Raw genomic sequence first — 19,276 nt, forward strand, 5'->3', positions numbered from 1 at the left:
CAATCCCTGGCCAGGACGGACACGTAAGGTTAGCGGCCCCGGATTACGGGGGCGGTCAGCGCGGGGACGCGATCGAGCGGGCCGCCGCGACCTCCTGACGCAGGGGTTCCAGGACGCTGCCCGCCGGGCCGGTCAGGTCGGTGCGGACGGCGATGAGGGTCTCCGCGTTCCGTACGCCCTCCGACAGTTCCCGCAGTTGCAGGGTGACCTGGGTGATCTCGGCCGTGGAGGGCGCCGCCGCCCCGTGGCGGACACGCACGCGGGCCGCCGTCGTGGCGTCCACGATCCGTTCCACGGCGACGACCAGCGGCCACCACGCGGCGGCGCGCCGGCCGGTCGGCGGGGGTTCGGTCAGGGCCCGCTGGAACTCGGTGCGGATGACGGACAGGTCGCGGTAGAGGCGGCGGCGCATGCGGGCCCGGGCGGGCGGGTCGGCGTGCGGGCCGAAGGCGGCCTCGACGTACGCCGCCGTGTCGGCCACCGCGTCGGCGAGGCGGTCGCCGACCCGGGTGTGCCAGCTCTCGGGCCACAGGAGGTAGCCGGCGGTCAGGGCGATGGCGCAGCCCAGGAGGGAGTCGGCCAGCCGGGGCACCAGCAGGGCCGTGCCCTGGTGGTTGAGGACGTCGGACAGGATGAGGATCACCGGGGTGATGGCGGCGGTCTGGTAGCCGTAGCCCCGGGGGGTGAGGGCCGGGATGAGGGGGGCCAGGAGGAAGAGGACGGGGACGTCCCACCAGCCGAGCGGGACCTCGGCCAGCACCACCGCCGCGATCAGCAGACCGGCCACCGTGCCGAGCGCGCGCAGCAGCGCGCGGGAGAAGACCGAGCCGAAGTCGGGCTTGAGGACGAAGGTGATGGTCAGGGCGACCCAGTAGGAACGCGGGACGGGGATCAGGGAGACCAGGGCCTGCGCGATGCCGATGCAGACGGCGAGCCGTACGCCGTAGCGCCAGGAGTTGGCGGACAGTACGACGTTGCGGGCCGCGCGGGCGGTGCGGATGCCGAGGGCGGCCGGCCGGCCGAGGCGGTCGTCGATGCCCCGGGGGTCCACGTCGGGGGCGGTGACGACCTCGGCGGTGTGGCGCAGGGCATGGTCCACCGCCCGGGCCGTCTCCGTGGTCGGCACGGGCAGGTGCAGGGGCGGGAGGGTGCTCGCCCCGGTGGCGACGGCGTCGGCCAGGTGGCGGAAGGCTTCCGGGATCTCCGGGGGGAGCGGGCGGGCCGCCAGGTGGGCCGCGGGGGCCGCCTCGATCACCGGGGTGATCGCGTTCAGCTGGGCGAGGAGGCGGGTGAGGTCCGGGCTGCGGCCGTGGTGGCGGGCGCGCCGGGCCAGGATCAGGTCGTACGACTGGTTCAGGGAGTGGGTGACGGTGCGGCGGGCCGCCTCGTACTCCTCGGTGCGGTCGGTGCCGGCGGTGGCGAGGAGGGTGGCGACCGTGCGGTAGGTGGCCGCGACCGCGGCCCGTTCGGGCACGCCCGCGCGCAGCGGCCAGGCCAGCAGCCCGAAGGCGAGGACGAGGAGGCCGCCGCCGGTCAGCAGGGTCGGGGCGAGCCACCAGGGGGAGGGGAGCGGGAGTCCCGCGCCCACCACGCAGTTCAGCAGCAGGAGCAGGCCGGAGACCGAGGCGACCGCGCCGATCGTGGAGATCATGCCGGAGACCAGGGCGACGCCGGTGACCGCGGCCACCGCGTACCAGCCGTGCCCGTACACCAGGGTGCCCAGGGTCACGCCGACCGCGCCGAAGAACTGCGGTACGGCGATGTTGAGGACGCGCATGCGGTAGGCGTCGGCGGTGTCGCCGATGACGCCGGACAGGGCGCCCATGGAGGCGAGGGCGCCGTAGGCCGGGTGGCCGGCGGCGAGGCCGAGCGCCAGCGGGAGGGCCATGGCGAGGGCGGCGCGGGCCACGGCGGCCCCGTTGACGAGGGCCTGCTGGGGTTTGAGGTTCCGGACCAGCCAGTCGGGAGGGGTGAGGCTGATGGGGAACTCTCGCGACATGCGCCCATTATCGCCGGGTTGATCCATCCGGGTCGGGCCCGAGCGTGCAGAGTCCGGTTCCGTCAGCGCACGGTTCGGTCCCGCCGGTGCAGGGTGAGGTCCACGACGAGGGCGCGGTGGTCGGTGCCGGACACGCGCGGGAAGCGGGCGCCGGTGGCGGTGAAGTCCCGGGACACCAGCACGTGGTCGATCTGGGCGCCGATGACGGAGGCGGTGCGGGACGGCCAGGTCGGGGTGCGGTCGTGGCCGGCGAGGCGGGCCGCGTCGGTGAGGCCGGTGTCGAGGACGCGCCGGAAGGCCGCGTGGTCCTGGGAGGCGTTGAAGTCCCCGGCGAGGACCACGGGGCCGTCGTCGTGGGCGGCGGCGAAGGCGCGGAGCCGGGCGAGTTCGCGGCGCCACGGGCCCACCTGGTCCGGCAGCGGGGGCACGGTGTGGGCGAGCTGGAGGCGTACGGCGTGTCCGCGCACGTCGGCCACGGCGCCGGGCATGCCCAGCGTGCCGCGGACGCCCGCGGCGGGTCCGAGCGGGAAGCGGCTCAGGATGAGGGAGCCCTTGGAGCCGTCCTCCTCGACGGCCCGGCGGTGCGGGTAGACGCTCGCGAAGTCCCCTTCCAGGGTGGCCCGGCAGCCGGAGGCGCACTCCTGGACGAAGACCACGTCCGGCCGCCGGTCGCGCAGGACCGGGACCAGGGCGGCCGTGCCGCGGCCGAACTCGACGTTGGCGGTGAGCACGCGGAGCCGGGCGAGGGGCGGTCCGCCGGGCTCGGCGGTCTTGCCGTACGGCTCCAGGTACCAGGCGAGCAGGCCGAGGACGGCGACCCCCCAGACCAGGCCCGGCCACCAGCGGGCGAGCAGCGCGCACAGCAGCGCGAAGCCGGCCGGCGCGAGCAGCCAGGGCAGGAAGGCGAGCAGCTGGGGTACGGGGGTGATGCCGTCGGTGTCGGCGACCCGGCAGCCGACGACCACGCTCACCCCGGCGAGCAGCAGCCCGGCGCACCAGGCGCCGAGCCCGCGTCCGGAGCGCTGGGTCACGGGAGCGAGCCTACGTTTCAGTCGTCCAGCCGCGCCAGGAATCCCGCCAGTGCGCGGTTGAACTCCTCGGGTCGTTCCAGGTTGGGCAGATGGGCGGCGCCCTCGACGACGCGCAGGACGGAGTCGGGGAGGGACGCGTGCATCGCCTCGGCGCCGGCGACCGGGGTGTAGGTGTCGTCGGCGCCGACCAGGACGAGGGCGGGCACGGGCAGCGTCGCCAACAGGGCCCGGTAGTCGGGGCGTTCGGCCCGGCCGCGCAGCGCTGCGGCGGCGCCCCGCGGGGAGGTGGCCGTCATCATGCGGTGCACATGGGCCTTGACCTCGGGGTCGGCGTAGGGGGCGACCATCCTCTCCAGCACCTCGTCGGCGTAGCCGCGCATGCCCTCGGCGAGCAGCCGGTCGGCCATGGCCTCGCGGCCCCGCCGGCCCTCGGGGGTCTCGGCCTCGGGGAAGGTGTCGGCGAGGACGAGGCCCCGGATCCGGTCGCCGGAGCGGGCGGCGCACTCCATGGCGATCTGGCCGCCCATGGACAGGCCGGCGAGGACGAAGGCGTCCACGCCCAGGTGGTCCAGGAGGTCCGCGATGTCCTGGGCGTGGCGGGCGAGCGGGACCTTGCCGGGGGTCACGGGGGAGGCGCCGTAGCCGCGCAGGTCGGGGGCGATCACCCGACGGGTCGCGGCGAACGCGGTGAGCTGCGGCTGCCACATCGTGCGGTCGAAGGGGTGGCCGTGGACGAGGACGAGGGGGACCCGGGAGGGGATTCCGGGGTCTTTGTCCTCGAATGCGAGGAAGGGGGGCATGGCGACGACCCTAGGGTGCCGCCCTGGCTCGGTGCAATAAGATCTTTGCCCTCGGTGCAATCCAACCGGACCGGGAACAGGGGGAGTTGTGGACGACTACCGGCGCATCGCCGACCTGATCGCCGCCGACATCACCGGCGGGCGGCTACGGCCCGGCCAACGGCTGCCGCCGCAGCGGGTGTTCGCGCGCCGCCGTGGCATCGCACCGTCGACGGCCGGGCGGGTGTACGCCGAACTCGTGCGCCGGGGGCTGGTGGTGGGCGAGGTCGGGCGCGGCACGTTCGTGCGGGCGACCGCGCCGGACGGGCAGCCGGGAACCGCCCTGACCGAGGCGGCCGGCGCCCCGCTCGTCAACCTGGAGCTGAACTACCCCTGCGTGCCGGGCCAGGCCGAGCTGCTGGCCCCGGCCCTGACGTCGCTGCTGCGGCCGGACGCGCTCGGCCAGGCGCTGCGGCCGGCCCCGGCGGCGGGCACCCCGGCGGCCCGGGAGGCGGTCGCCGCCCTGCTCGCCGGGAGCGGGCTGCGGGCCGGGCCGGAGCGGATCCTGTTCACCGGCAACGCCCGCCAGGCCATCGCCGCCAGCCTCGCCGCGCTGGTCCGGCCCGGCGGCCGGGTCGGGGTGGAGCCGTTGACGTATCCGCTGGTCAAGGAGATCGCGGCGCGCCTCGGGCTGGTCCTCGTGCCGCTCGCCGCGGATGCGGAGGGGCCGCTGCCGGAGGCGGTGGCCGCCGCCCACCGCGGCGCTCCGCTGTCCGCGCTCTACCTCCAGCCGGCCCTGCACAACCCGACCTCGCGCACGATCGGCGCCGGGCGGCTGCGGGAGCTGGCCGACTGTGTCCACAGGCTGGGGACACCGGTGGTGGAGGACCGGATCTGGGCCTTCCTGGACACCGGCGGCCCGCCCCCGCTCGCCGCGCTCGCGCCCGGCCTGGTCCACCTCGTCGACAGCCTGTCCAAGAGGGTCGCCCCCGGACTCACCGTCGGCTTCGCCGTCGTGCCGGAGGACCGCGTGGAGGCGGTGGCGCGGGCCGTCCGCTCCGGCGGGTGGAGCGCGGGGTCCTTCGCGCTGGAGGCGGCCGTGCGCTGGCTCGGCGACGGCACCGTGGACCGGCTGGTGGCCGCCAAGCGGCAGGACGCGCGACGCCGGCAGCGGCTGGTCGCCGAGAAACTGGCCGGGTTCGCCGTACGGTCCGACCCGGCCGCCTACTTCGCCTGGTGGGAACTGCCCGCGCCCTGGCGGGCGGACACCTTCACGGCCGCGGCACGGTCGCACGGCATCGCCGTCACCCCGGGTACGGCCTTCCGCGTCGACCCGAGCCGGACACCGGACGCGGTCAGACTCGGACTCGGGTCGGTGTCGGAGGGCCGCTTGGGGCGGGCACTGGAGACGCTCGCCATCGTGGCGCGGGGCGAGGCAGCCGGACGGTGAGGGCGGGCCGGGAGCCGGCAGTGGCCTGGGGTGGTGCGCGGGGTGCCGGCAGTGGCCTGGGGGTGGTGCGCGGGGGTGCCGGCAGTGGCCTGGCCGTTGTGCATGGGTGGCCGGGCAGGCGTGGGCCTGTTCCGGTCGCGGTCAGGCTTTGGCTCGGGTCGGTGTCGGAGGGGTGGTCGGGGACGCCCGGCGGCGTCGCGTGCGGCGGGACAGCCGGAGGCGGCGGGTGAGCCGGACGGCGAGGGCGACCGCCAGGCCGAGGCCCATCAGCAGCCAGGCGGTCATGCGCAGGGTGCCGGTCAGGGCGTCGTAGACGGCGCCAGCCGCCGGGTGGGGCACATCGGCGGGCAGGTCGGCCAGGGTCAGGCCGCGGCCGACGGCCAGGGCGACGGCGAGCAGGGCGCCGCCCAGCGCCGTGCCCAGGGCGGTCGCGATGACGGCCCGGCGCCGGTGGACGGCGAGCGCGATGCCGCCGACGGCGAAGACCACGGCCGCCACCGGCAGCCAGAAGCCGGCGACTTCGAGCACGTGGAACCCCTTCCGCAGCGTGGGCAGCCGGTCCGCCGGGAGCACGGGGACCTCGGTGTGCTCCACCGGGATGTGCGCGGCGAGCGGCACGTGATCACGGGTGAGCTGGCGTTTGACCTGGGCGGTGACGGGGGCCAGGTCGACGGTGACGGCGCGCTCGTCCTCCCCGCGCAGGGCGCGCAGGACGGCGTCGTGGGTGATCCGGTTGCCGGTGTCCCAGGCCAGCCGGAAGGCGCGGGTCTGGGTGAAGGAGCGCACCGCGTCGTGCACGAACGGCCGGACCGAGCCGCGTACCGGACGCACGTCCAGGTGCTCGTCCACCGCGCGCAGGATGCCGTCGCCGACCGTGTCCACGACGGCGTCCCGCACGGCCGGGTGGGCGGCGAGCGGTGCCATCGTGGTGACGTACCGGCCCGTGTCGGCGAGCCCGTACGCCGCCCAGGCCGCCAGCGCGCCGAACGGCACGAGGAGGCAGGACAGGGTGATCAGTACGGCCGACAGGGCGCTCCTGAGGCGTGAGGGCACGCTTCCAGGCAAGGACCACCGGGGCCGGGGCGCGAGCGGGAGGACTGCGTTCGGGCGCTCTCCGGTGGAGGGTTCACCCGAACGGGTGTTTCCTGGTGCTGGGGGGAAGGAAGTGGCTGATGCGGGCCACTGGGGACACAGGGGAGTGCGTGGGCCCCGGCCGACCGGCCGGGGCCCCCGCGCAGCCGCGTAGGGCCCCGGCGTACTCCGCGGCCCCGGCGTCCCGGCGTCCCGGCGCCCGTCCCGGTGTCCTCAGCGGCCCCGGCGCCCGTCCCGGTGTCCTCAGCGGATCCGGCGTCCGAACGCGTCCTCCCGCGTGTAGTAGTGGTAGAAGAACGCGGCGAAGGTGGCCGCCGACACCAGCAGGGACATCAGCACGGTCCGCAGCACGTCGCCGCCCTGGCTGGAGCTCTGGGTGGGGATGAAGCTGCCGCGCTGGTTGTAGAGGAAGCCGAACGCGCAGCCGACGAACGCCGTCCACAGCAGCGCGTGCACCTCCCGCGGCATCCGGGGGGTCAGGATCAGCAGGGTCGCGCACAGCACCGCGAACACCAGCGCGCTGACGAAGCCGAGCAGGAGGTTCCAGCCGGTGATCGGGCCGCCGAAGCGGTTGTTGGCCGCCACCCAGTAGCCGTAGGCCAGTCCCAGCACGACCGGGACGGCCAGCCGGCCGATCGCGTGGGTGCGCGCGTCGAAGACGTCGGGTGAACGCCGGACCATGTCGGACGACCGCCGCTCCGCCGCCGCCGCCGCCGGCGTGCGGCCGGGCCGGGACATTCCGCCGGGCGCGGGTGCCGCTTGAGCCATGGGAGCACTCCTCTCTCCTCGCCCCCGTGTCCAGGGCACACCGGTGCGCACGGCCTGGCAACTCGGCCAGGAGGGTGACGAGTGCCCGGATGCGTGCCGTTCTCCCCCGTGGTTCGCTGAGGGGCATGGAGGGCCGGTCGCCGTGACGGAGATGGAGTTCGGGCGGCGCCGTCGCCCGCTGCTACGGATCCGCGGGGCGGGCGTCGCGTGGCTGCCGCCCCTGCTGCTGCTCGCCGGGATCGTCCTGCTGGACCTCAACACCAGCGAGAGGTTCCGGATCGTCACCTGGATCGTGCTGGTCCCGGGCATCGCCGCCGCGATCTGCGGGGTGTGGACGACGGCCGCCTACGTCGTGCTGTCCGTGGTGACGTACGTCCTCGTGGACAGCGCCTGGCCCGACCAGTACCAGGCCGGATTCGGCGACTTCCTCCTCGTCGCCCTCGGCGGCGCCCTGGCCACCCTGGCCGCGGTCGTGCGCGTGCGTCAGGAACGGCACGCCGGGCACATGCGGGACATCGCCGAGACCACCCGGCGCACCGTGCTGCGTCCGCTGCCGCCGCGCTGGGCCGGGCTGGACCACGCGGGCGTGTATCTGGCCGCCGACGTCGACGCGCGGGTGGGCGGCGACTTCTACGACATCCAGCCCGGTCCGCACGGCGCCCGGGTGCTCGTCGGCGATGTGCAGGGCAAGGGGCTGGGCGCGGTGGAGGTCGCGGCGGCGCTGCTCGGTACGTTCCGTGAGGCCGGGTACCACGAGCGGGACCTCAGGACCGTCGCCGAACGCCTGGAGACCCGGATGCGGCGGCACCGCGCCCACATGGCCGCGCTCGGCCGGGACGAGGGCGACCGCTTCGCCACCGCCGTCCTCATCGCCTTCCCCGACAGCACCACGGACGCGATCGACGTCACGAACTTCGGCCACGAGCCCCCGCTCGCCGTCGGCCCGCACGGAGTCCGCGAGCTGCCCAGCGGCGACGGGCTGCCGCTCGGCCTCGGCGACCTCGCGGGCGGGCCGCCGCCCGTGCACCGGGTGCGGCTGGCCGCCGACGAGACGCTGCTGCTGGTCACCGACGGGGTGACCGAGGCCCGCGACGAGCCCGGCGAGTTCTACGAGCTGGCCCGCGAGGTGTCCCGCGCGGTCCGCGCGGACCCCCGCCGCACCGAGCCCCGCCGCCTGGTGCGCCGGGTCCGCGACGGCGTACTGCGCCACACCGGCGGCTGCCTGGAGGACGACACGACGATCTTCGCGCTCCGGCGGTTGCCGGACGACGGGGAGGAGCCGGGCGCGGGGGACGCGGCGCGCGCGGGCGGCGTGACGGGACCGGAAGCCCAGGCGGCCGACGACTCCGGAACCGGACGCGCACGGGGTGAGTGACGGCGGACATACCGCTGACGAGCCTCGGGCGGGGCGGCGGCGGTGCACCGGCGGGTGGCCGGCCGAGGGCACGTCGAGGGCACGTCGAGCGTCAGGCGATCCGGCGGCTCGCGGTTCGGCGGCTTGCGGTTCGGCCGGGCGCCGGAGCCCGGCCGGGCACCGGGGGCTCGCGGCGCGCCGGGGCTCGCGGGCAGGGGGGTACGAGGGGCGCGGGGGCGTTGGCTGTGCGGGCTGACGGGGGTCTCGGGCAGGGGCGGTGGGGCGTTGTCGGGGGTGGGTCGGGAGGACGCGAAGGAGGGGGTTTGCCGGGGGGACGCGTCGGTTTGCAGGCGCAGCGGTTACGGTGCTGGCTGGAGAACGGATCCACGGGGCCCCGGGTACGCAGGGGTCGCGGGGTCCACAGGGTGACTTGGGGGAGGCACGATGCCCGGAACCGTGCTGCTGCTCGCAGCCGCGCCGCTCGGCCGGGGGCGCCTGGTGGACGCGGCCGGTGTCCTGCCGGTGCTGGCCGCCGTCGCCCCCGCCGTCCTGTCCGGCGCCGGCACCGCGAACGTCATCGAACTCGTGGATCCGCTGGAACCGCAGGCCGTCCTCACCCGGCTGCGGGCCGCCGCGGCCTCCCCCGGCCCGCTCACCGTGTACGTCACCGGCCAGGTGCAGCTGGACCGCCGACAGCGCCGGCCCCACCTCGCCCTGGCCCGCACCACGCCGGCCACGGTCCGTTACACCGCGCTGCCCTGGCACTGGATCCGCGAGGAACTGCGCCTGCGCTCCGCCGGGGACACCGCGCTCGTCGTGGACCTGCACGCGGACGCCGAGGCCTGGCGGTACGTCACCGAGCACGGCCTCGACTCCGGCCGGAACACCGCCGTGTACGGCCGCATCGCCCCGGCGACGGGACGGCGGGGGCCGGCGGAGCCGGCGTACATGAAAACGGTGGCCACGCTGCTGCGCAGCGGCCACCGGCCCCCGCTGGACGCGTTGCACCAGCAGGCGGTGGACCGGATCCCGCAGGAGACGAAGGGCAATCTGCTGCTGGCCGACGCGGGGGGCTACGCCGTACCCGCCTCCCCGGTCTCCCCGGCTCCCCCGGCCTCCTCCACCACGTTCACCACGGTCACCGCTCCGCTCCCCTCCCCCCGCCCCGAGGACCCGCACGCCGCGATCAGTGCCGCCGTGCACGCCGGCCGGCACACCGAGGCGGACGGAATGGCCGCCCGGTACGAGGCGGAGGCGGTGCGGGGGTACGGCGCCGCTTCCGAGCAGGCACTGCACTGGAGCGAGGTGCGGGCCGATCTGGCGATGTTCGCGGGGGACCCGGTGCGCAGTTGCCGGGTCTGGCTGACGGTGGCCGAGACGCGGCTGGCCGCCGGGCAGGCGGTGGACGCGCCCGCCGTGGAGGCGGCCGTGGACCGCGCCCACCACCAGTGGACCCGGATCAAGGACACGGCGCGGGCCCGTGAACTCGGGCCCGCGCTCGCGGAGTTGCGGCTCAGGGTGCCGGGACGCCGGCATGGCGCGCTGGAGAGCGTCCAGCGGGAGCTGGGCCGGCTCCAGGCCGCCCAGTGACCCTTACTTGGTGAACGTGAAGTACTTCCAGGCGCCGTGCGTCGTGGAGTTCACGATGTCACCGGACGAGCTGTTGATGTACGACGAGCGCACCCGGAACCGCCAGCCGACGTCCTGGCCGTGGTCGCCGGTGATGCGGACCTTGGAGACGCCGTCGGAGCCCAGCTTGAAGTACTCGGGGTCGCCCGGGTACCAGCGGCCCTGGTAGTACACCTCGAACTCGAACTTCTGCGCCCGGCCCGGGTAGTACGACATCTTGGTCGTGATCAGCGGGTCCTTGGTCTTGTGGAAGAAGTAGTACGTGTGGCCCCACGCCGACTTGGCCTTGTAGTGGCTGCTGACCGAGGTGGACACGCTGACCCGGGCGCCGACGGTGCTGGCGGCGGACGCCGGCTTGTAGCGGGAGTCGCCCGCGAACTTCGCGGTGACCTTGGTGTCCCGCTTGAGGTCCAGCGTCACCGACAGGTTGCCGTCGGAGTTGACCTGGCCGGACTTCACCAGCTTGTTCGGCTTGTCGCTGCCGAACGGGTCGGCCCAGATCTCCACCGTGCGGTTCTTGTACGTCTTGCCCAGGTGGGCGGTGAACTTGACGTCCTTGCCGTACGCGTAGACCTTGCCGTTGTTGTTGACGGTCAGGGTCGGCTTGGCGCGGGAGACGTCGACGGAGTCCGAGCCGGAGGCCGCCGTGTGGGCGGCGTCGCCGGCGTAGGCCACCGTGTACTTCACCTTGCCGCCGGCTGGCGGGGTGTCGGTGAAGGAGAACGTGCCGTCGGCCTTGGTGACCGCCGCCGCGAGCACCTTGCCCTTCGGCGACTCCAGGTCGGTGCGGGTCACGGTCAGCTTGGTGCCGGCGGGGACGGCCGTCTTGGAGGCGACCTTGCCCTTGACGGTGAGCTGCTTGGCGCGGGTGGCGGTGGCCGGCGCGTCCACGGTGACGGTGGCGACCGCCTTGGTGGGCGCGTTCAGGACGCGCAGGGAGAACACGCCCTCGTTGTTGCTGGTCACCGCGAACAGCCGGGAGCCGTCCGGGGCCCAGGCCAGGCCGCCCCGGGCCAGCAGGTCGGAGCCGCTGCTGGTGCCGGTGTTGGGGAAGTCGTAGGTGCGGACCGCCTCGCTGGTGCCGGGCTTGAAGACGTAGACGTCCGGCTCGTAGGAGCCGTCGATGCCGGCCGCGACCGTGCCGTCCGGCGCGATGGCGACGGAGTTGGGGTACGCGTCCGTGACGTACTTGCCGTCCTCGTTGAGGTCGGAGGTCCGGAACACCTGCTGGTAGTACGGCGCGCCGCTGGCCACCACGACGTCCTTGCCGTCGGGGGTGACCTGGAGGTCGCCGAGGTTGCTGCCGGCCTCACGGGTGCTCGCCACCTTGGTGGCGGTGCCCGTCGAGACGTCGTACGAGGCCAGTTCGACCGGGCTCTGCCCGATCGCCCCGGCGATCAGGGTGCTGGAACCGGGCGCGGCGTCCAGCAGCGGGGCCGCGTACCAGCCGTTGTCCTGGCCGAGCGTGACCGTGTGGTCCTCGGCGGCCAGGTCGACGGAGCCGATGTTGCCCGCGGCGGCGCCGCCGTAGCCGAACCACAGCTTGCCGCCCGCGAGGGCGACGCTGAGCGGCTTGTCGCCGACCGTGTACCGGGTGGTCTCGGTGTCGGTGGCGGTGTCGAAGACGGCGATGGCGTCGAGGTCCTGCACGGCCGCGTAGAGCGTGCCGGAGTCGGCGGACAGCTCCAGGCCGGTGACGCCGGAGAGGTTGGTGGTGAGCTGCTTGACGACCCGGCCGGCGTAGTCGGTGACGACGATCTTGCCGTTCAGCGGGTCGCTGACGAAGACCTGCTGGTGGACGGCGTCGACGACGATGTCACCGGTCGTCCTGACCGGCAGGCTCTGGCTGGAGTCGGCGAAGGCCGGGGTGACGGCGAGGGCCGCCGAACTGAAGAGGACCGCCAGGGTGGTGGCAGCTGTGAGAGAGCGCTTGCGCACGCTGATTCGAACCCCCCGGAACGAATGAAAGAAAGACATGGGCGCCGCGCGGGCAGGGCGATGCGTCCGCCCCCTGTGCATGAACCGTGTGTGCCTCGTGCGGCGAGTGTGGAAAGACTAGGTCATGCCACTGACAAAAGCGCGCGGGCTCCGGAGTCGAGCGTGCGGACACCTGGGGCGACCGGGCACGGGCCGGGCGGGCGGAGGCGGACGGCCGCCGCGCGGTGACGCGATGGGTAGGGGCCGGCCGGGGACGCGCACGTGTGCCCCCTGCGCCTGTCACACGCCGCGGTGACCTGCGCGGACGCGACCGGCGTGGACGGCGGCACCGCTGCCGCGCCCGCCGCCGTCACCCCCGGGGGGGCCACTCGCGTCGGCGGTCCGGGAGCGCGGGGCGGTCCGTCCTCGGGGCCGCGCTCACGCGGCACCCGAGTGCCCTGACGCGCCGCCCCGGCCGCCCGCGCGTCCGTGGCCCTCAGGGATTCGCCTGCTGGGCCGTCGTGGGCGCCGGGGTGGCGCCGGCCGCGCGGGCCGGGCCGGCGTTCGCCGCGAGGAGGAGGGTCGCGGCGGCGATGACGGCCGCGACGATCCCCCGTGCGGTGGAGGTTCGGCCGATCGGGCGGATGCGGGAGTGGGGCGGTGCGTAGGGTGCGGATGTACGTCCGGGCACGGCGACCTCACAACACAACAGCGGCGTGTTAAGCATGTTTAATTCGCCGTTTAACCTAGGGGCTGCCGGAGCGCAACGGCAAGGGGTGTCAGGCCAGTTGGGGGGAGCAGGCGGCATGCGGGAGCGGGACGACCCGGAAGTCATCGGGCGGCGGGTACAACGGCTGCGCAATCAACGGGGGCTCACCCAGCGACAGCTGGCGGAGCCCGCGTACACACCCGCCTACATCTCCACCCTGGAGGCCGGGCGGGTCCGCGCCTCCGACGAGGCGTTGCGGCACATCGCGGACCGGCTCGGGGTCGCGTTCGAGGAACTGGCCGTCGGCCGGCCCGCCCACCTCGCCACCGACCTGCGGCTGCGGCTCACCGAGGCCCAGCGGATCCTCGCCGACGGACGGGCCGAGGAGGCCGCCGCCCAGTACGCCGTGCTGCGTGCGGAGGCCGAGGCGCACGCGCTGGGGTGCGAGCACGCCGCCGCCCTGCTCGGGCTCGGGGAGTGCGCGCTGGAGACGGGGCAGTTGACCGCGGCGCGCGAGTACTTCGAGCAGGCCGAGGAACGGCTCGCCGACAAGACCCTGCCCGTCCGGGTGCCCGCCCTGCGCGGCCGGGCCGTCGCCCACTACCTCGCCGGTGAGCTCCGGTACGCCGTCTACCTCCTGGAGACCGCCCTCGACGAGCTGAACCGGGGCGGACTGCACGACCCCGACGCGCTCCTGCTGCTCTACGCCAGCATCATCGGCCCGTACATGGACATGGGCGCCCACGCCCGCGCCGCCCAGGCCGCCGAGCTGGCCCTCGCGCTCGCCCCGCAGGCCGGCGACCCCGCGCTGATCGCCCGGATGCACCGCTCGGTGGCCCGCACCCTGCTCGCCGAGGGCCGGGCCGCCGAGGCCGACGCCTCCCTGGCCAAGGCCGCCGAGCTGTACCGCCGGCTGAGCCTGCGCACCGAGCTGGCCAACTGCCACTGGATGCGCGGCTACGTCTGCGCCCAGAACGGCGAACTGGAGCGCGCCGAGGACGAGCTGCGCCAGGCGCACGCCATGCTGTCCCAGACCCGGGCCGCCCTGTACCGCAGCCAGGCCGCCGTCGAACTCGCCGACGTCCTGCACCGCCGGGGCAAGTCCGGGGAGGCCGCGGAACTGCTGGAGGGCGTCCTCGGGGACTTCTCCTCCGAGCGCGGCGCCGTGCACGCCGCCGGCGCGCACCGCCTCCTCGGCATCATCGCCGAGGACGCCCGGGACACCGAGGCCGCCGAGGAGCACTACGTCCGCGCCCTCAGCCTGCTGGAACGCGCGGGTGCCGCCGGCGACCTCGCCGACCTGTGCCGCCTCCTCGGCGACCTGTTCCGCCGTACGGGCCGCGTGGAGGCCGCCCTGGACGCCTACCGCACCGGCCTCGGCCACCGCACCGCCCCCGGCACCACCACCCTCGGCGCGGCCCCCGCCCAGCCGCCGCTCTGAGGCCTCACACCTGCGCCCGGCCCTGCTTGCGGATGTCGGCCAGGCGCAGGGCGCCGACCTGCACGGCCGCCTGGGTCGCACCGTTCGGTACGTCACCCAGGCCGCCGTTGGTCAGCGCGAACGCGTCCTCGCCGACCCGGACGGCGGCCACGTCCAGGGTGAGCAGGAACTCCTGTCCGTCGGACGTCGTACCGGCGAGGGTGACGCGCAGCCCCTGGCGGGCGTCGCCGACCTCGGGCAACGGGGCGTCCACGACCTGTACGTCCTCCACGAGCCCCAGCTCGGTGGTGGCCGTGAACCGCGCGCACCGCGCCGGCAGCGTCCGCAGCCACGCCAGCGCGGCGTCGACGTCCGCCGGGCGGCGGGCGCCGATCTGGTAGCGGAGCTGGGCGTCGGTGCCGGCGTCGTCCAGGCCGACGGCGACGCGCGCCGGTCCGCCGAGCAGTTCGTCGCTGTACAGGGCGTCCAGCAGCCGCTGGCACTCCCCGGCCGTGGTGCGCGCCTTCAGCAGCCCGTCGTGCCAGGTGGCCGCGCCGCGCGTGGCGATCCAGGGATCGCCGAGGTCGGTCTGGGTGATCAGCGCGGCCTGCGCCTGCGCGTCGCTGAGCGAGGCACCGCCGGTCGGCGCGGACGTCCTGGGTGTCGGGGCCGGCCGGTCGAGCGTGGGCAGCGGGTAGGGCGCGCTCTCCGGGTGCTCCAGGCCGAGGGCCGCGCAGCCGCCGGCGATCAGCAACCCGGAGCCGATCAGGCAGAGGACGACGGCACGGGGGAGGTGGGGTATCTCGGGGGACATCGGTGCCTCCTGGGCAGCGTGCGGCCGGGGTGCCTGGTCTCACGGCACCACCGCCCTGACCTGCGCACCAGCGCTCCGGGCCGTACGGGTGAGGGGGCGCGGAAAATCCGTGGCCCGGTCCCCGCGGGGGGCGGTACGGTGCCGTCCATGCAGCGCGCCCGCCTGTGCCCGTCGAGCACGACGACGCCGGAGACCGTCCCGGCGCGCTGACACCTGACCAGCACCGAAGCCCCGGGGCGCACGCCCCGGGGCTTCGTCGTGCACCGGGGACCCGCGCCTCCCGCACCGAGGAGACCCGGATGAACGACAAGCTGCCCGACCACCGCCGTCTCGGCCGTGAACTCGGCCTCTTCGACACCGACCCCCTGATGGGCGCCGGCCTGCCCTACTGGCTGCCCGACGGGGCCGTCGTCCGGCACACCCTGGAGGAGTACGTCCGGGACGCCGAACGCCGGGCCGGCTACCGGCACGTGTACTCGCCCGCGCTCGGCAAACGGGAGCTGTACGAGATCTCCGGGCACTGGGACCACTACCGCGACGACATGTACCCGCCGATGCGGCTCGGCGCCGAGGAGGTCGTCCTGCGGCCCAGCCTCTGCCCCCACCACGCCCTGATCTACCGCTCCCGCTCCCGCAGCTACCGCGAACTCCCCCTGCGCATCGCCGAACTGGGCGCCATGCACCGCGCCGAGCTGTCCGGCGTGCTCGGCGGCCTGACCCGGGTCCGCGCCATCCACCTCAACGACGCGCACGTCTTCTGCACCCTGGACCAGGCGGTGGCCGAAGCCCGCGCCGCCCTGGAGCTGATCGCCCGCGCCCACGCCGACCTCGGCATCGAGGCCGTACGCCACCGGCTCTCGCTGCCCGGCGCGGGCGGCAAGTACGTCGCCGACCCGGAGCTGTGGCGCCGGGCGACCGGACTGCTGCGGGAGGTCCTCGCCGGGGCCGGGGTGGCGTACCAGGAGGCGGAGGGCGAGGCCGCGTTCTACGGCCCGAAGATCGACGTGCAGATCGCGGACCCGGCGGGCCGCGAGTCCACCCTGTCCACCGTGCAGATCGACTTCCACCAGCCCGCCCGCTTCGACCTGCGCTACATCGGCGCCGACGGCGCGAGGCACCGGCCGGTGATGGTGCACCGCAGCATCATCGGCAGCGTGGAGCGGGCCGTGGCCCACCTCGTCGAGACCCACGGCGGTGCGTTCCCGGCCTGGCTGGCCCCCGTCCAGCTGACCGTGCTGCCGGTGGCGGAGGAGCAGACCGGGGCGGCGGCGGCGCTGGTCCGCGAGGCGACCGCGCTGGGCCTGCGCGCCGAACTGGCCGGTCCCGGGGAGGGCACCCTGGGCGCCCGGATCCGCGCGGCCCGCCTGGTGCCGTACCAGGCGGTGATCGGTGCCCGGGAGGCGGACGCCGGGCTGGCCGCCGTACGCCTGCGGGACGGCCGCCGACCCGGTCCGCTGCCCGCCGCCGAACTCCTGCGGCGCGTCACCGGACGGGTGGCGGGGCGCGGGACCGGGCTCTGGGACTGATCCCGGGCCGGGACTGATCTAAGGTCGGCACGACGGAAGGAGTCCGCCGTGGACGGTCAGCCCATACCCGTGATCATCGACTGCGACACCGGCGTCGACGACGCCCTGGCCCTGCTGTTCGCCGTGCGCCACCCGGGACTCGACCTCCGGGCGGTGACCTGCGTGGCCGGGAACACCGACGTGGACGGGGTGGTCCGCAACACCCTCACCGTGCTGGAGCAGGCGGGCGCCCCCGACATCCCGGTGGCCCGGGGTGCCGAGCGCCCGCTGCTGGAGCCGGCCCGTCCGGCCCCGGTGCACGGCGTCGACGGCATGGGCGACCTGGGCCTGCCCGCGCCCACCCGGACCCCGGTGGCCGTCGACGCCGTCACCCTCCTGCACCGGGAGATCCTGGCCTCCCCGCGCCCGGTGACGCTGATCCCGACCGCGCCGCTCACCAACATCGCCCTGCTGCTGCGCACCCACCCCGAGGTGACCCGGAACATCGAGCGGATCGTGTTCATGGGCGGGGCGGTGGCGACCGGGAACGCCACGCCGGTCGCGGAGTTCAACGTCTGGCACGACCCGGAGGCGGCGGCGATCCTGCTGACCGCCGGGGTGCCGATCACCATGTACGGCCTCGACGTCTTCCAGCAGGTCGTGGTGGACAGCGGTGAGGTGCACCGGCTGCGCGCGAGCGGTGAGCCCGGCACCCGCCTGGCCGGCGAGTTGCTCGCCCACCGGCCGGCCCACCAGGGCGAGCCGCCCCAGGCGGAGGAGGCGGGCGGCCTCGGCGACGCGGGCGCGGTGTGCGCGGTCGCCGACCCGCAGGGCATCACCACCCGCCTGCTCCCGGTCGAGGTCTCCCTCGCCCCGGGCCCCGCCCGGGGCCAGACCGTCGTCGACCGCCGCCCCCACCCCGGCGAGTCCGAGATCCACGAGGGCGGTCGCGAACGCGCCCTGGTGGACGTGGCGTTGGAGGTGGACGCCGACCGTTACGTGAAGCTGTACCTGGAGACGGTCGCGCGCTAGACAGGACCTGGCCGGCTACTCGGCGGCGGACGGGGAGACCGCCCAGCGCTCCTCCACCCGGGCGACCTTCCAGTACGCCAGCGCCGCCGCCCACACCAGCACGAACAGGCCGACGATGAGGTAGCCGACGTTGTCCAGGTCGAGGCCGGCGATCCAGCCGGTGATGTCGTCGTGCAGGCCGAACTTCTCGTGCAGGACGCCGACCAGCTCGATGGTGCCGATGAAGAAGGCGACGGCGATGGACAGGCCGGTGATGGCGAGGTTGTAGAAGACCTTGCGGACCGGGTTGGAGAACGCCCACTGGTAGGCGAAGTTCATGAAGGTGCCGTCGAGGGTGTCGAACAGGCTCATCCCGGCGGCGAAGAGCAGGGGCAGGCAGAGGATCGCGTACCAGGGCAGTCCCGCCGCCGCGCCCGAGCCCGCCATCACCATCAGCGTCACCTCGGTGGCCGTGTCGAAGCCCAGGCCGAAGAGGAAGCCGAGCGGGTACATCTGCCCGGGGCGGGAGACGGACTTCGTCAGCCGGCCGAGGACGCGGTTCATGAACCCCCGCGAGTCCAGGTGAGCTTCCAGCTCCCTCTCGTCGAACGCGCCCGCGCGCATCGCCCGGAAGACCTTCAGGATGCCCACCAGGGCGACCAGGTTCAGGGCGGCGATGAGGTAGAGGAACGTGCCGGAGACCGTCGTGCCGAGGAAGCCGAGCACCTGGTGGGTGGTGGAGCCCTCGTTCATGACCTTCCCGGCCAGTGAGGTGCCGCCCGCGATCAGCAGCGCGAGCAGCACCACCACGCTGGAGTGGCCCAGCGCGAACCAGAACCCGACCGACACCGGCCGCTTGCCGTCGGCCATCAGCTTGCGGGTGGTGTTGTCGATCGCCGCGATGTGGTCGGCGTCGAAGGCGTGCCGCATGCCGAGGGTGTAGGCCGTGACACCGAGCCCGACCCCGAAGACATCGGGGCCCACCTTGTAGTGCTCGGGCGCGACGAGGACGTAGAGGATCCCGAACGCGACGACGTGCAGGGCGACGATCACCGCCAACAGCCCCACCGTCTTGACGGTGTCCTCACGTCGCCAGCGGAAAGACGCGGCATCAGCCATCAGTTCACGCTCCAGCACCTCGTGGATCACTTCGTGAGCTGCCGTGGCCGGTCTCCTGGCTTACGGGTCGTGCGTCCGCCGTCCCTGCCTTCCCGGTCTGCGACCAGTGGCCCGGCGGTGCCGGACGGAACGGGAACTCCCCGATCACAGTGGCGAGGGCCGCGTCGACCTTCCATCGACTTCCCGAACACCACGGCCCGCCCACCGTAGAGGGGCACGCGGTTTCCTGCATAGCTGCGTACCTGCGCAGGTATCGAAGATCACAAACAGGGGCCTGCCAGACTGGCCCCATGCATCTCGTGCCTGCCGACCGAGCCGACCGTCGTTCCATCGACGGGCACCGGGTGTGCGAGGCGATCGCCGCCATCGGTGAGACGGGGCGCCTGCGCACCTGGGCCGACCGCTTCTCGCTGCTCGCCGACGCCAACCGGCTGGCGCTGCTGGTCGCGCTGCACCGTACCGGGCCGCTCGCCGTGTCGGATCTCGCCATCGCCACGGGGATGAACGACCCCGCCGTCTCCCAGGCCCTGCGGCTGCTGCGGGCGGCCGGGGTCGTCGCGGGGGAGAAGGAGGGGCGCGTGGTGCGGTACAGGGTGGTGGACGAGGACGTCCGGGGGCTCTTGGAGCACTGCGTCGGCTGAACGGCCGTACAGGGTTCCCTTTCCGGGCAATGTGGACA

16 protein-coding genes and 1 riboswitch are annotated in these 19,276 nt (G+C 74.6%); of the genes, 7 read left to right on the top strand and 9 right to left on the bottom strand.

The genetic code is table 11. The features are described from left to right. Positions 1-55 precede the first annotated feature (55 nt). The 3 genes from IE273_RS33435 to IE273_RS33445 form a co-directional block, all read right to left on the bottom strand. Positions 56-1,999, bottom strand: coding sequence for an FUSC family protein (locus tag IE273_RS33435; protein ID WP_189818878.1), 1,944 nt, complete (start codon positions 1,997-1,999; stop codon positions 56-58). Between the two features lie 62 nt (positions 2,000-2,061). Next, positions 2,062-3,030: an endonuclease/exonuclease/phosphatase family protein gene (locus IE273_RS33440; protein ID WP_189818879.1), complete on the bottom strand. Its 969-nt coding sequence runs from the start codon at positions 3,028-3,030 to the stop codon at positions 2,062-2,064. A gap of 17 nt (positions 3,031-3,047) precedes the next feature. Continuing rightward, positions 3,048-3,830 carry an alpha/beta fold hydrolase gene (locus tag IE273_RS33445; RefSeq protein ID WP_189818880.1) on the bottom strand — a complete coding sequence of 261 codons (783 nt, stop codon included), beginning with the start codon at positions 3,828-3,830 and terminating at the stop codon, positions 3,048-3,050. Between the two features lie 88 nt (positions 3,831-3,918). Here IE273_RS33445 and IE273_RS33450 point away from each other — a divergent pair, with 88 nt between their 5' ends. Further along, the gene (locus tag IE273_RS33450; protein WP_189818881.1) at positions 3,919-5,259 is read left to right on the top strand and encodes an aminotransferase-like domain-containing protein; all 1,341 of its coding nucleotides are present in this window, start codon (positions 3,919-3,921) and stop codon (positions 5,257-5,259) included. Between the two features lie 141 nt (positions 5,260-5,400). Here IE273_RS33450 and IE273_RS33455 read toward each other — a convergent pair whose 3' ends face one another. Further along, a complete protein-coding gene (locus IE273_RS33455; protein ID WP_189818882.1) occupies positions 5,401-6,312 on the bottom strand; it encodes a hypothetical protein in 912 nt (303 codons plus the stop codon). A gap of 282 nt (positions 6,313-6,594) precedes the next feature. Then, positions 6,595-7,119 (bottom strand): hypothetical protein, encoded by a 525-nt coding sequence (locus IE273_RS33460; protein WP_189818883.1) that lies wholly within the window; start codon positions 7,117-7,119, stop codon positions 6,595-6,597. A 151-nt stretch (positions 7,120-7,270) separates the two neighbouring features. On the opposite strand from IE273_RS33460, the gene IE273_RS33465 reads away from it, so the two are divergent. Both IE273_RS33465 and IE273_RS33470 read left to right on the top strand, forming a co-directional pair. After that, a complete protein-coding gene (locus IE273_RS33465; RefSeq protein ID WP_229887798.1) occupies positions 7,271-8,494 on the top strand; it encodes a PP2C family protein-serine/threonine phosphatase in 1,224 nt (407 codons plus the stop codon). 423 nt (positions 8,495-8,917) lie between these two features. Then, positions 8,918-10,063 carry a hypothetical protein gene (locus tag IE273_RS33470; protein WP_189818885.1) on the top strand — a complete coding sequence of 382 codons (1,146 nt, stop codon included), beginning with the start codon at positions 8,918-8,920 and terminating at the stop codon, positions 10,061-10,063. Positions 10,064-10,066: 3 nt separating this feature from the next. On the opposite strand, the gene IE273_RS33475 is transcribed toward IE273_RS33470, so the two are convergent. Together IE273_RS33475 and IE273_RS33480 are read right to left on the bottom strand one after the other, a co-directional pair. After that, on the bottom strand, positions 10,067-12,040 hold the full coding sequence (locus IE273_RS33475) for a YncE family protein (protein WP_189818886.1): 1,974 nt from the start codon (positions 12,038-12,040) through the stop codon (positions 10,067-10,069). 475 nt (positions 12,041-12,515) lie between these two features. Further along, on the bottom strand, positions 12,516-12,710 hold the full coding sequence (locus IE273_RS33480) for a hypothetical protein (protein ID WP_189818927.1): 195 nt from the start codon (positions 12,708-12,710) through the stop codon (positions 12,516-12,518). 115 nt (positions 12,711-12,825) lie between these two features. Between IE273_RS33480 and IE273_RS33485 the strand changes: the two genes are divergently transcribed. Beyond that, positions 12,826-14,169, top strand: a complete 1,344-nt coding sequence (locus tag IE273_RS33485; RefSeq protein ID WP_189818887.1) for a helix-turn-helix domain-containing protein — start codon at positions 12,826-12,828, stop codon at positions 14,167-14,169. 4 nt (positions 14,170-14,173) lie between these two features. Here the strand turns inward: IE273_RS33485 and IE273_RS33490 are convergent, their stop codons facing one another. After that, entirely contained in the window at positions 14,174-14,962 is a 789-nt protein-coding gene (locus tag IE273_RS33490; protein ID WP_189818888.1) for a hypothetical protein, read from the bottom strand. 299 nt (positions 14,963-15,261) lie between these two features. On the opposite strand from IE273_RS33490, the gene thrS reads away from it, so the two are divergent. Both thrS and IE273_RS33500 read left to right on the top strand, forming a co-directional pair. Then, positions 15,262-16,488 carry a threonine--tRNA ligase gene (gene thrS, locus IE273_RS33495; RefSeq protein WP_189818889.1) on the top strand — a complete coding sequence of 409 codons (1,227 nt, stop codon included), beginning with the start codon at positions 15,262-15,264 and terminating at the stop codon, positions 16,486-16,488. Positions 16,489-16,536: 48 nt separating this feature from the next. Beyond that, positions 16,537-17,499, top strand: coding sequence for a nucleoside hydrolase (locus tag IE273_RS33500; protein WP_189818890.1), 963 nt, complete (start codon positions 16,537-16,539; stop codon positions 17,497-17,499). Between the two features lie 15 nt (positions 17,500-17,514). Here IE273_RS33500 and nicT read toward each other — a convergent pair whose 3' ends face one another. Further along, a complete protein-coding gene (gene nicT / locus IE273_RS33505; RefSeq protein ID WP_229887790.1) occupies positions 17,515-18,597 on the bottom strand; it encodes a Nickel transporter NicT in 1,083 nt (360 codons plus the stop codon). 28 nt (positions 18,598-18,625) lie between these two features. Beyond that, positions 18,626-18,807, bottom strand: a riboswitch (cobalamin riboswitch). An 80-nt stretch (positions 18,808-18,887) separates the two neighbouring features. Here nicT and IE273_RS33510 point away from each other — a divergent pair. Then, a complete protein-coding gene (locus IE273_RS33510; protein ID WP_014673881.1) occupies positions 18,888-19,238 on the top strand; it encodes an ArsR/SmtB family transcription factor in 351 nt (116 codons plus the stop codon). Positions 19,239-19,276 lie beyond the last annotated feature (38 nt).

It is taken from the genome of Streptomyces olivaceoviridis (genome assembly GCF_014650115.1).
Taxonomy (GTDB): Bacteria; Actinomycetota; Actinomycetes; order Streptomycetales; family Streptomycetaceae; genus Streptomyces; species Streptomyces olivaceoviridis.